Source organism: Parapedobacter sp. (assembly GCF_035556095.1).
GTDB lineage: Bacteria > Bacteroidota > Bacteroidia > Sphingobacteriales > Sphingobacteriaceae > Parapedobacter.
Window position 1 is genome coordinate 61,648 of record NZ_DATMFT010000003.1, and the last position, 13,774, is coordinate 75,421.

Annotated in this window: 6 protein-coding genes; 2 read left to right on the forward strand and 4 right to left on the reverse strand. The window is 52.5% G+C overall.

The annotated features are described in order from the left end of the window. Positions 1–29 precede the first annotated feature (29 nt). On the forward strand, positions 30–1,022 hold the full coding sequence (dusB, locus tag VNQ80_RS00735) for a tRNA dihydrouridine synthase DusB (RefSeq protein WP_325635356.1): 993 nt from the start codon (positions 30–32) through the stop codon (positions 1,020–1,022). A gap of 1 nt (position 1,023) precedes the next feature. Here the strand turns inward: dusB and VNQ80_RS00740 are convergent, their stop codons facing one another. From VNQ80_RS00740 to VNQ80_RS00755, 4 genes are all read right to left on the reverse strand, one after another. Further along, complete coding sequence (locus tag VNQ80_RS00740; protein WP_325635358.1) at positions 1,024–2,517, reverse strand: lipopolysaccharide biosynthesis protein; 1,494 nt, start codon at positions 2,515–2,517, stop codon at positions 1,024–1,026. Between the two features lie 17 nt (positions 2,518–2,534). Continuing rightward, complete coding sequence (locus VNQ80_RS00745; protein ID WP_325635360.1) at positions 2,535–2,837, reverse strand: acylphosphatase; 303 nt, start codon at positions 2,835–2,837, stop codon at positions 2,535–2,537. 84 nt (positions 2,838–2,921) lie between these two features. Beyond that, positions 2,922–3,815: a PorP/SprF family type IX secretion system membrane protein gene (locus tag VNQ80_RS00750; RefSeq protein ID WP_325635362.1), complete on the reverse strand. Its 894-nt coding sequence runs from the start codon at positions 3,813–3,815 to the stop codon at positions 2,922–2,924. A 76-nt stretch (positions 3,816–3,891) separates the two neighbouring features. After that, complete coding sequence (locus VNQ80_RS00755) at positions 3,892–11,868, reverse strand: gliding motility-associated C-terminal domain-containing protein (protein WP_325635364.1); 7,977 nt, start codon at positions 11,866–11,868, stop codon at positions 3,892–3,894. A gap of 515 nt (positions 11,869–12,383) precedes the next feature. Here VNQ80_RS00755 and VNQ80_RS00760 point away from each other — a divergent pair. Beyond that, the gene (locus VNQ80_RS00760; RefSeq protein ID WP_325635366.1) at positions 12,384–13,745 is read left to right on the forward strand and encodes a methyltransferase RsmF C-terminal domain-like protein; all 1,362 of its coding nucleotides are present in this window, start codon (positions 12,384–12,386) and stop codon (positions 13,743–13,745) included. The last annotated feature ends 29 nt before the right edge of the window (positions 13,746–13,774 follow it).

A 13,774-nucleotide genomic window follows, 5' to 3' on the forward strand; every position in this document is an offset into this window, starting at 1 on the left:
CTTTGCATCCGGTTTATCGGGTAGAATGCATGGCTATTACCATTGGAAATATCAATTTAGGGGCATTCCCGTTGCTTTTGGCACCCATGGAAGACGTGAGTGACCCGCCGTTCCGTTTTGTTTGCAAGCAAAACGGTGTGGATATGATGTATACCGAGTTTATTTCCTCCGAGGGGCTTATCCGCGATGCGGCTAAAAGCCGCCAGAAGTTGGATATCTTCGAATATGAACGTCCCATCGGCATCCAGATTTTCGGTAGCGACATCGATACGATGCGCGAAGCCACCGAAATCGCATCGCAGGCGGGCCCCGACCTGATCGACATCAATTACGGCTGTCCTGTAAAAAATGTAGCTTGCCGTGGTGCGGGAGCTAGTCTGCTGCAAGATATCGATAAGATGACGGCGATGACCAAAGCCGTGGTGGAGGCTACCCACCTACCTGTTACGGTAAAAACGCGCCTTGGGTGGGATGACAATACCAAGAATGTTTATGAAGTCGCCGAGCGCCTACAGGATGTGGGCATCCAGGCGTTGAGCATCCATGGCCGCACCCGTTCGCAAATGTACAAGGGCCAGGCCGATTGGCACCTCATCCGTGAAATCAAACGCAATCCACGCATCCGTATTCCCATTTTTGGGAATGGCGATGTAGACAGTGTGGAAAAGGCCGCTGCTTGGCGTATGGAGTACGAAGTGGACGGCATTATGATTGGCCGTGCCTCTATCGGTTATCCGTGGATATTCCGCGAGATCAAGCATTTCTTCCAAACCGGCGAGCACCTGCCTGGCCCAACCCTCGCCGAACGGGTTGCTGTATGCCGCACCCACCTCCGGAAATCGCTCGAATGGAAAGGCGAAAAGACGGGTATTTTCGAGATGCGCCGGCATTATGCGAACTACTTTAAAGGCATCCCCCATTTCAAGGAATATCGCATGAAGCTGGTGTCGTTGATGGAGATTGACGATATCGAGGCGGTGCTCGACGAAATCAATGAGCAATTTGAGCCGGAAGTTGTTTAGGCTATTTTTTCAGTAGTGCAAATAGCGTCTTGCGCTCCAAGAGGAATGTTATTCCAACAAATACCACGAAAAACAGGTTCCCGATGATCATATGGCGATCAAATACATTAAATGTGAGCCAGCAAACCCCCAGGCCCACTAAGATGTAAGCGATGTTTTTGCTCACGCGGTAAGGGATGGGGTATCGTTGCTGCCCCCAAAAGTACGAGAGCATCACCATGATGCCATAAGCAAGGGTTGTCACCCAAACGGCTGCGAAATAGCTGTAGTGGGGAATCAGGATCACATTGAGTACAATGGTTACGATGGCGCCTATACCAGAGATATATAGCCCAAACCGTGTCTGGTCGGTTAATTTGTACCATATCGACAGATTCATGTAAATACCCAGCAGGACGTAGTTGAGTAATAGAATAGGTACAATGGGCAAACCCGACCAGTACAGTTCCTGTTGTTCGGTGTCCTTACCTTCGATGAAATATTTAAGCCATTCGATGTTGGCTGAGATACCGACCATCACCAATACCATAGCAATAATGAAGTAATCCATGATGAGTGCATAAACACGCCGGGCATTTTCGTTTTTAGCGTAACTGAAGAAAAACGGCTCAGCACCCAGCCGGAAGGCTTGGATAGCAATGCTCAAAAACACGGCAATCTTTGATACAGCCCCGTAGATACCGTTGTCGGAGATACCCTTTTCGCCCGGAATCAGCTTGGGGATCATGAGTTTGTCGAGGTACTCGTTGATAATGAATGAGATGTTAGCAATGAGTATGGGGAAGCTGTATGCAAACATCTCACGCAGCAATGCACGGTCGGGCCGTAGTCGGATTTTTATCAGCTCCGGCAGGAGGAGCAGCAGCACCAGCAGGCTGGCACTAAGGTTGGCGATAAATACGTAGCCCAGCCAGCCCGGCCGATACCACCCCTCGATACAGGGTATGGTCTGCGGAACGTGGACCAAAAGCCAGGGAATGCAAAAGATGAAAAACAGGTTGAGTACAATGAATGTGACCACGTTGGTCAGTTTGAGCCAGGCAAACCGCATGGCCCGCCCCTGTGCGCGTAGTTGAGCAAAAGGGATGACGGCCAATGCATCGGCAACCAGAAAAAGTGTAAATAACTGAACATAAGTCACATAATCGCTGTCGTGTTGACCATTGTTCAACCACGTGGCAATACCTTTGGCACCGGAGAAGATCGCACCCATGAATAAGGTGGAGATGACAAGTACAACAAAAAAGCTGTTGTTCAATACCCGGGCTTTATCTTCGTGCTTTTGAAGGAAGCGGAAAAAGGTGGTTTCCATGCCGAAGGCAAGAATGGCCTGTATCATGGCTGCCCAGCTGTATAACAGGGTGAAAATACCGTATACAGCCGTTGAAAACTGCTTCACAAAAAGGGGTGTGAGCAGGAAGTTAATCAGCCGGGGCACGATGGTACCCAGCCCATAGATAGCGGTTTGCCCGGCGAATTTTCTAAGTACAGACAACGTTCAACGCATTAAGGTCAGCCACGTGATTTCCTGATGACCTCAAAGTTACGATAGTTTTTCATTTCGCCTTCAATGGCCACTACTTTTTCCACCACGGCCCTTTCCGGTCCTTCGTGGCACCATTCCAGAAAAGCGTCAAGGGCAATAGCATCGCCTTCCGCCTCGATAGCTACCGTGCCATCAGGCTTGTTCTGTGCGGTGCCCTTCACCCCTAACTGGTCGGCAACGGCTTTCGTGGTGAACCGGAAATAGACGCCCTGTACTTTGCCGGATACGACGATGTCGAGGTGTTTGTAGTTGTCCGTGTTGGTGTCCATGTTCTTTTCTGATGGTGCAAAAATACACGCAAATTGGCACACCGTCAAATCTGCAATCAATACATCGTCAGGTTAGCACGTCTTTTAAAGCAGCTCCAGGGCCCTATCGAACCGGTAGCTGAGGCCGATTTCGTGGGTGGTGTTGCTAATGCGGCGATTGAGCGGCTCGCTGCCCGGATTGAACTGGTAGCTGTAGCCCAGCCCGATGCCCGCGAAGTTGAACTGCGCCATGCCTGCCAGCTCGCCGTAGCTGCGGACGTTGAGCCCAATCCCGAATACCCTTTTCACAAAGAACAGCGCGGAGGCTTCCGCCTGCGGTCGTAGGCTCTCGGAATAAGTTACCAGCACCGACGGGCGGAACTGGAAGTCGGCCCCTAGGTTGAACAGTGCCCCGGCCGTGAGGTGATACAAGTTACGGAAGTTGTATCGGCTCTCTCCGCCCACACCGAGGTTGCCTAGCATCAGCCGTGGCAGCGACAGTCCCACATAGTACCGCTCCGGGCGGTACAGCATCACCCCAAAGCCGACCAATGCATCGGTTTCTTGCACGTCCTCCCGGAAAGCAGGGTCCATCGGGTCCAGTTGCGAGAAGCGGCCGTCCATGTAGCTGAAGCCCGCGTTGAGCGAAAGCCCCAAATATTCGGTTTCCGATATGCGCACACTTTTGGCAAAGAATGCCGATGCCTCAGTGAGTTTCTCCACGGCCATGCTTTCGTGGCGGATGCTGATGCCGGTGGTGGCGCTGAAGTTTTCGAAACCTATATGCCCGCTGCCCCAGAACACCGTTGGGGCACCGTCCATGCCCACCCACTGCCGTCGGCCGATTACCGATACCTCCCCGTCTATGCGCATCAGGCTGGCTGCCGGGTTGATCACTGTGCGCAGCTGCCCATGCTGGGTGTGCGTGAGTGGCTGTTGGGCATGCAGCGACGTAACCGCCGCGAGCATCCCTATGAATATAAGTTGTATCCGTTTCATCTTCGTCTATTGTCTTTTCTCTGATCGTTATTATCTGATGTCTCTTGTCTCAAATCTCATGTCTGACATCTCCAATCTAATACCTGAGCACGAACCATCCCTTCTCGTATTTCCATTCGCTGCCTACCTTGATCTCGGCGATATAGAAGTAAGTCCCCGCCGGCACCCTATTCTGCCCGGTGCCGATACCGCGGAAGGCCACCGTGCCATTGTTGTAGCCCGAAGCCTCCCACACCACCGTGCCATTGCGGTTGACGATGCGTACCCTGTTTTCGGGGTAGTCCTTGATGGCCTCGATGATCAAGTACTCGTTGATCCCGTCGCCGTTGGGCGATACGGCCTTGTGTACTCGGATGGGCAGGTCCAGCGTCGGATCGGCGACCCGCACGGCCACTTTGACCGGTTCGGCCGGTTCGTGGTTGGCATCGCCGGCCTGCGTGGCCGTGATGTGCACGGTACCCAACCGCAAGATGTTGAGCGCCGTACCACTGAGGGTAGCCACCTCTTCATCGTCGATGCTGAGCGTTACAGGGAGTCCACTGCTCGCCGATACGTGCAGTTGGATGGTGCCCGCACCGCGGTCCACCTCCGCCGGGGCAGTGAAGGTGATGGTCTGGCTGGCCTTGCGCACAACCAGCGTTTGGCTCGCTTGCGGGCGGTTGCTGTAATTGCTGTTTTCCGGAACGGTGGCCGTAATGGTGGCCTCACCGACACCGGTGATGTGGAGTTGCCCATCTGTGGTTATTTCAACCACCGATGCATCGCTGCTTGTGTAGGTGGTGGCTTCGCCGCTGCTGGCTGTGGCCCCGGCAGCGAAATCTGCATCGCCGTATGCTTTCTCCGGCAATGCTGGGAAACTGATGGTTCGCGCGGCCGGGGTAACAGTGAGGTTGGCTGTCAGCACGAGGTCGTCGTAGTTATCACCGCTGACGGTGGCCGTCACCTCCTGTGTGCCCGCGTCGGTACGGCTATTATCAGCGTAACTCACCGATGTGCCTTCGGGCAGGGTGCCATCGATGGTGAGTGACCTAGCTGTACCGTCATACACAAAACTGCTATCTTTCAATGTGATGCCGGTGATGGTAGCCGGTGTGATGGTGAGGTCAGCTGTCAGTACAAGTGTTTCATAATTATCACCGCTGATAGTTGCCGTCACTTCCTGCGTGCCCACATCGGTACGGCTGTTATCAGTGTAACTCACCGTGGTTCCTTCAGGCAGGGTGCCATCGATGGTGAGTGACCTGGCCGTACCGTCATAGACAAAGCTGCTATCTTTCAATGTGATGCCGGTAACGTTGGCCGGTGTGACGGTCAGGTCAGCTGTCAGTACAAGTGTTTCATAATTATCACCGCTGATAGTTGCCGTCACTTCCTGCGTGCCCACATCGGTACGGCTGTTATCAGTGTAACTCACTGTGGTTCCTTCAGACAGGGTGCCATCGATGGTGAGCGACCTGGCCGTACCGTCATAGACAAAGCTGCTATCTTTCAATGTGATGCCAGTGATGGTAGCTGGTGTGATGGTCAGGTCAGCTGTCAGTACAAGTGTTTCATAATTATCACCGCTGACAGTGGCCGTCACTTCCTGCGTGCCCACATCGGTGCGGCTGTTATCAGTGTAACTCACCGTGGTTCCTTCAGGCAGGGTGCCATCGATGGTGAGTGACTTGGCTGTACCGTCATACACAAAACTGCTATCTTTCAATGTGATGCCGGTAACGTTGGCCGGTGTGATGGTGAGGTCGGCTGTCAGCACGAGTGTTTCATAGTTATCACCGCTGACGGTGGCCGTGAATTCCTGCGTACCCACATCGGTGCGGCTGTTATCGGCGTAACTCACCGTGGCTCCTCCGGGCAGGGTACCATCGATGGTGAGTGACTTGGCTGTACCGTCATACACAAAACTGCTATCTTTCAATGTGATGCCGGTAACGTTGGCCGGTGTGATGGTGAGGTCGGCTGTCAGCACGAGTGTTTCATAATTATCACCGCTGACAGTGGCCGTCACTTCCTGCGTGCCCACATCGGTGCGGCTGTTATCAGTGTAACTCACCGTGGTTCCTTCAGGCAGGGCGCCTTCCACTTCCAGCGCCTTGGCTGTACCATCATACACAAAACTGCTATCTTTCAGCACGATTCCGGTGATAATTTCATTGAACTGAATGCTCAATGTATTCGATGCATCGTTTCCGTTATCTGCAATATTAACCACCACATCGGCCGCTATAAAAAGCTCCACGTTTCCACCTTCGGCGGGCGTGACCTGAAACGTATAAACAATATTGTCGCTTGTCTCCAGATCACTTAATGTACCATTGGAAGCCGTAATGTCTGCAAGTGTAAACCCAGCCACTGCTTCACTGAATGTTGCCATAACGGTAAATGGTGCATTCACGGGCGTTGCGGCTTCAGTAGACAAGGCAACAGACGGTCTCCTTGAATATACAAAGACATGATCCGTCGGTGCCACCCCATTCAATATAAGCATCGCCTCATTGCCAGCATTGTCATGGAGCGTGCCACCACTCAGGACAATATCGCTGCCAAGGGCAATGCCATCTAAGTCCTCATCTTCAGCCTGAACAGTATAGCCAAAGGTGAGCATTGCTGTTCCCGAACCACCGGTATAGTTTGCCTCGACGTCGGTTGTTCCGACAGTCACTTCCAGATAAGGCGCTCCACCGACGCCGTTCACGATCACCTCATCGTCCATGTGCACTGTAAACGTCAGCACATCCCCGTCCCGGTAATAGTCGTTGGCCGGTACATCCACCGAGGTTACGGCAGGTGCCACACCATCGATAACGAGGTCGTGTTGTCCGGCAATCGAGTTGACTCCTAAGATAGGCAGGTCGAGCACGGCATCGTTGCCCGAAGTGTTTTGTATGGTAGCACCGTTGAGCACTAGCGCGGCTGTCGACGTATAATCCAAATCTGCGCTCACATCGCTTGCTTGCACCGTGTAGTTAAACGTAAGCGTATTGCTGCCTGACCCTAATGTATAAGCGGCTTCGCGGTCAGTATCTCCTGTCTCCATCAGTAGACCGGGCGAGCCGCCCGCTTCGTCTACCATTACCGACTGATCGAAGGTCACTGTCAGGGAAATCACATCGCCTATTTTGTATAGACCATCCGGTGTAGCCGAACCTACCGCAGTCACGACCGGTTCAATTGGATTTACGGTGATGTTAATCAAATCAGTATCGGTTTTCGGCCCATCAGACCCGGTTAATCCCAGGTCATCCGTGGTAATCTGTAAGCTAGCTGGGCCATTGTACCCACTTGTTGGGACGAATAGCAAACCATTTAATGCCTGATTGATATCGGCAAGCGTACCATCGAAGGTCACCGTGCCGTCGTCTGTTCCGTCGCCGGCGAGAAAATTCAGCCCTGTAATGCCCGACAGCGTAAGCAGTCCGTTCGTAGCCGCCAAAGAGACCCGTATCGTACCGCCGCCGGCATCCACATCGGAGACCGATATCGCATTCCCATTGCTTGGACTGAATACCAATGATCCGTTCTGGTCAACCGTCTGGCTAACGGGGACGGTATTCACCGGCGCGTCGTTCAGCGCGGTTACTACCAACGTAATGGTGGCCGTAGCCGCCTCCGAATCGTCCGTACCCGAACTACCCGGGTCGGACCCCGTATTGCCGTCGTCGTCGATGGTTACGGTAAGGGTTACATCGCTCGTTGCATGAAGTGCGGTGGTGAAATGAAGTGCATCCGCAGCAATGAAAGCGTTGAGATCCGTAATTGACCCGACCAATGTCAACGTTTCTGTTTCCGACCCGCTGACAATCACCCCACCGCCTGATGTGGCGGAAAGCGTGCCACTCGCTACCTCAACCGTTACCATTACATCCGCACCGCCCGCATCTACGTCGGCAAAGCTAATTCCGGTGAGCGGGGTCCGTATATCTTCATCTGCCGCTAGGGTCGCCGGAGCAGTGATTGTGGGGGCATCATTTACCGCCTCCACATTAAAGTATACCCATGCCGTATCACACCGGGTTGGCATTCCATTGTCGCATGCCTGATATTGCAAGCTATCCAAACCGTTGTAGTTGCTGTTGGGGGTATAGGTAAGGCTGCCATCAGCATTCAATACCACCGTGCCGTTAACCGGTGCGATGGTGAGGGAAGCCGTCAATGCATTTCCTTCCACATCCGAATCATTGGTCAATGCATTGCCGGTTGCGGGTATGTCCTCGGTGACGGGTATTTCATCGTCCATCGCCACCGGGGCCGTGTTTACCGCTACGATATTGATATCCCTGGTCGCCGGACTGCTGTCAGTGGTACCGTCATTTGCGACAAAGCTAATCGTCCGAACTGCGGTACTTGGGTCATGTGAACTGTTGCTATAGGTGACCGCACGCAGCGCCGCCTCCCATTCCGCCCGCGTTGCCGTGGCACCCGCAGAAGTGAGTGTGAGTATACCCGTGCCAGCATCATAGCTGCCGGAAATATTGTCCATGCTACCATCGTTCACGAAGGCAAGCAGATCTTCGCCGGATTCGAAACTACCGGTAATATGCACGGTCGCCGAAGCCAGTGTCGCATTATCCGGATCGGTCACCGTTAGCCCCGGATCGATCGTTACCGGCTCGGGATCACCATCCTCCGGTTCAGTAAACGTAACCGTTCCGCCACTGGTGGTGAGGACCGGTGCATCGTTCACCAGGGTGATATTTACCGTAACTTCCTGGAATGCACTTGTAGCACCATCACCATCATACAGGGTCACATGGATCGTGCGTGGATCCGGCGAGGGATTTGCGGTGTTAAAATTGCCATAGGTCAGGTTTCTGATCAGCGCCTGCGCGACAGCGGGCGTTGAAGACGGGAGGAACGTCACCACAAGATCGATCCCGCCCGTACCCCCGGTCAGCAAACCGATAGGGGTTCCGCCGTAATACACGTCACCCCCTGACACACCGATTTCGCCAGCGGCAAACCCCTCGTCCCGGATGCCCAACCCATCTTCTCCGGCAGCGCCATTCGCTGCGATGGACACCGTCAGGTTACCCCCATTGAAATCAGGGCTATCCGAATCACTGACCGTGGCATTTCCGCCGGCGTCCAGTAAGATTGCGGGGCCTTTTTCGGTAAATGTAATCTCGTCCCCGTCTAAGTTGTCAATGACGGGTGCATTGTTTACCGCTTGTACAACCACGACCTTCGTCGTGGCGGCACCATCATCCGTTCCGTCGTTTGCGACGAAGCTTATGGTCCGATTAGCCGTATTGGGCGTCGTCGATGTGTTGCTGTACGTTACACTACGCAGTGCGGTCTGCCATTCCGCCAGTGTAGCCGTGGCGCTTGGTGAGGTGAGTGTCAGTACGCCTGAAGCATAGTTGCCATCGATATCGCCCGTGTTACCGCCATCGTTTACGAAGTCCAGTACATCCTCGCCGCTTTGGAAATTACCCGTGATAGTCACCGTAGCTGAAACCAGCGTACCGTTGTCTACATCACTAACCGTCAGCGCTGGATCAATGATCTCCGGCTCGGGATCGCCGGTAACCGACTCCGTAAAGGTGGTTACGCCGCCGCTGGTAGTGATGACCGGCGGATGATTGACTGCTTTGGTCACATTGTCCGTTGCAGGAATTCCCGCATTGCCTATGTTGTCTGTGAGGGTAGCATTCAGCGTGAGTGTACCGTTGGGCAAACCGGACACATCGATGCCGGAAACCTGTTGATTAGCGGTGCTAACCGATCCGCTGCCCGTCACCGGTGTACCACCGCCGCTGCTGGTAATTGTATAACCAAAAGTGGCTCCCACTTCCGCCCCACTAAAGGTAAAACTTAGGGCCGTCTGGTTGGCCAGTGTGATTTCCGCTTGATCAATGGACACCGTATAACCCGATGGGGCTGTTACGTCGGTTACAGTAAATGCCCACGTGGTATTGTCATTGATGCCCAAATAGGCATTGCCAACCAGGTCATGGATCGCGTCATTCCCGATATGCACGTAATAATCGGTCAGTTCCAGTAGGTCAGCAGTCGGATTGATGGTCAACACCTCATCCGCAATGCTGAGCTGCCCACCATGGTTTTGCACGTTGATAGTAGCTATGGGTGTAGCTGCGTCATCGTATATAACGATATTGCCCGTGCCAAAGGCAATGCGCTCGCTGAACGTGACCAGCAGGTTGGCATCGGGTTCCATATCCGCGGATCCATTTGCTGGGCTAAATGTCGACACAGTTGGCGCCACACCGTCTACGCGTACATCGTTTGTGGCACCAATCGCATTCAACGTCAGCGCAGCGGCATTGCCGGCTACGTCCTGGATAGCCCCCCCATTAAGTTCTATGTGCGTTCCTACGGAGATACCATCGGTATCATTGTCGCCGGCGACTACCGTATAAGTAAACAGCAGTGCGTCGGACACTGGGTTATTTACATAGGTTGCATAACGCGTGTTGGTGCCGATGGTCAACGGGATACGGGGATTGCCTCCGGTAGTATTTACAACCATATTTTCGTTAAAATTAACGGTAAAACTAAGGGGTTCGCCAAGGGCATACGCGTCGTCCCCGGGTACATCTACCCCGGTCACCGAGGGAGCTACCCCGTCTACCAGTACGCCAGTAGTACTCCCTACACTGTTTAGTGTAAGCGTAAGTGGCAAATCAGCACCATCGGTAATCGTTCCGCCGTTCAAGTCGATGGAAGCACCGACGGTGATGCCATCCGTGTCGGTTGCACCCGATTGGACCATGTAACGAAATACCAATCCCGTTGCGGTGGATCCCCCTGCATGGTAGATGGCGTTAACCGACGTACTTCCGATGGTCAATGCTATCCGGGGTGTGCCGGTGACTGCTACGGCTTCCGACACGTTTACCGTAAAATCCAGATTTTGCCCGGTAGGATAGGTACCGTTTGCCGGTACGGCTACGTTGTTGACTGTCGGGGCAATATCATCCACTACCGTAATGCCAAAGGCTTCTTGATATGTGCCCCCGTTGTTATCATCGGTTTGGATACGAACGCTGTAGATTCCAGCCACGAGCGCAGCAGCATTATTGGCCCTTAGTGTCCAAACCCCGCTATTAACGTCGAGATTAAAACTTCCATTATGATCATCACCCGCTCCGGTCGCCAAGGTATAGCTATGTGTATCGCTTGCGTCCGGATCGGTAGAAGTGAGTGTACCCACTACTGCGTTAACGCCCGTGCTTTGGTCTACGGAAGTATTGCTGAGGGCGATGTCTGTAGGCGGATTGTTTGGTGGCGCAATGTCCACGATTGGTTCAGGAGCATTGGTAATTGGATTCTCGAGATCTTCTTCGTCGTCATCCGTTCCATCCCAATTGGCAATATCGGTGATACGGGCTAACCACGTATTCCTGTCGGTGGTCGTTGTTGGTCCGGTGTATTGCACATTGTCTTCCTGGTTAGCAGCCGTGCGCAGGCCGATGGCATTGACGCCATTGGTAAGGGCATTTTGGCTACCGGTGCCATTGGGCAAATTTGAGTCTCTAAGGGCAAAAAGCGGGTCATTATTATTCCAGTTATTTGCATCTACCGGACCACTAGAATTATTCATCCCAAATATGAAAAAGGGATTGCCATCTGCCCCTTGGTAAATGAAAATCTGGTCTCCTGTACCGAGCATCGCATCGTTTACGAAAAAGCCCGAAACCACTATATCTAGAGTCAAATTGGTCGATGTCGTCAAGTCGGTTAATGTTGTGCCCCCATCAGCTCCCCCTAAAAACAACTCCAACACGGTGCCCGCAGGCATCGCACCGGATAACGTCCAAGTAACAACGCCATCACTAGAGGTTGGTGGGTTTGGAGGAACAGTGAATGCATTGATACTCTGATCCCAACCCTTATCCGTGATCTTAATCTCCGTACCAGCCGGAATATCCACTAAGGTGACGATGTGCACTTCATCCGTAAGCGCATTCCAACCAATGACTGCCAAATCACCCTCATTGAGGGTCTGCGCCTTTATATCAGTAAAACTTAGCAATAAAGAAACTGAAAAAAGAACGGTAACTTTTTTCAGGAATGGTAGCTGTCTGTTCATAACAATAGGTGTAAATCGAGTGATTTGGCAGGATGGTAAAAAGCGGCAAAACACATTCATGGAGAGTCTATTCATAAAGGGTTTATCTATTTCCTTCGTATGCATCGTGATAATCCACGGTCTCTAATGGCAACCGATGAACAACAAAAACTACGGCAACGATCCAATCATCAGTAACATTGGCTTCAGTTCCATCGGATAATTATACACAACGATTATAGTAGACAGTAGACGTTATCGTTAGTCAAAGGTAGGATTTCATCTTCATAAAAGTCCTATACTTTAGCAGAAGGTTTAAAAAAATAGTTGTTTTTATTTCGGACTAATTAATGGTGTGCCTATTGGTTTCTGGTTGACTAATTTCATAATTTAATAATTCAACTAAGGGGATGACTTTTTTAGGATCTATTTACCTTCGTACGCTCACCGGCGGCGTATACGAACATTATATGCGCATTATAATTTCCAAGCCCATCTGTCCGCATTTTTTTTTCGAATCCGTAACTTTACTGCCCATGAGCAACATCCTCCCACCCGCCCTGGTACGCCGATTGGGCAATTCAGCAGGGTTTGACACGGCGGCTTTTGAAGCCGTGCATGAGCAGGAAGGTGGCTTTACGGCCATCCGGGCTAATACGGCCAAGTGGAAAGCCCCTACCGGGATAACCGCCGATCCGGTGCCGTGGTGTGATACCGGCTATTACCTTACAAACAGACCTATATTTACGCTCGATCCGTTGTTTCATGCAGGATGTTATTATGTGCAGGAGGCTTCATCCATGTTTGTGGCCCACGCCATCAGGGCCTTGGGGCTGGATAAGCAACCATTGATTGCGCTGGATCTCTGTGCCGCGCCGGGGGGAAAGAGCACGCTATTGAACAGTTATCTCCATGTCGACAGCCTGCTTATTGCCAATGAACTTATCAAGACCCGGGCAACCGCATTGACAGACAATCTTGTGCGCTGGGGACAGTCAAATACCATCGTGTCCAACAATGACCCTTCGGCCTTCGGCAACCTGCCGGGATATGTGGACCTCCTGCTGGTCGATGCGCCATGTTCAGGTTCGGGCATGTTCCATAAAGACCACGAAGCGGTAAACGCATGGTCGGAAGCAGCTGTTCAGCTTTGTCGTGAGCGCCAGCAACGCATTCTGGCAACCAGTTTGCCCGCCCTTAAGGAGGGAGGCGTGTTGCTGTACTCGACCTGTTCTTACTCCACTGAAGAAAATGAACAGATAGCGGACTGGCTATGCGACACGCAGGGACTGGAGCCGATATATGTGCCCGTTGCTGCCGAGTGGGGAATTGAGCAGACACAGTCTGATAAACACGCTTGCCCTGGCTATCGATTTTACCCGCATAAATTGCGTGGGGAGGGGTTTTTTCTGGCGGCTTTCCGGAAGGTGATCAAACAGCCAACGTTTGACCGCCGAAAACCGAAATCGGAACGTGCAGCCGTTCCAGCATTGGGCAAATGGGTTGCAAATGCCGATGATTACTTCACATTTACCATTGGCGAAGACATTCATATACTCCCCAAGAAGTGGGAGGCCGACCTGTATACCCTCCGCAATATGCTGTATCTCCGCAATGCGGGCACCTACGTAGGATGGATAGCCAACGGTGACCTAATCCCTGCGCATGACCTCGCACTGAGCCTTGCACGCCGAATGGATCTTCCTATGCTAACGCTGACCAAGGACGACGCATTGGAATACTTGCGCAAGGGTAACCTGGCACCTGTTATCAACGCACAAGGATTACGGGGATGGGTACTTGCCGGATATGAGGATGTGGCGCTGGGCTGGATGAAAGTACTCTCCAACCGTATCAATAACTACTATCCAAAAGCGTGGCGGATTGCAACGATGTAGTAGTGATCACTTGTCTCGGCTCAGGCAAA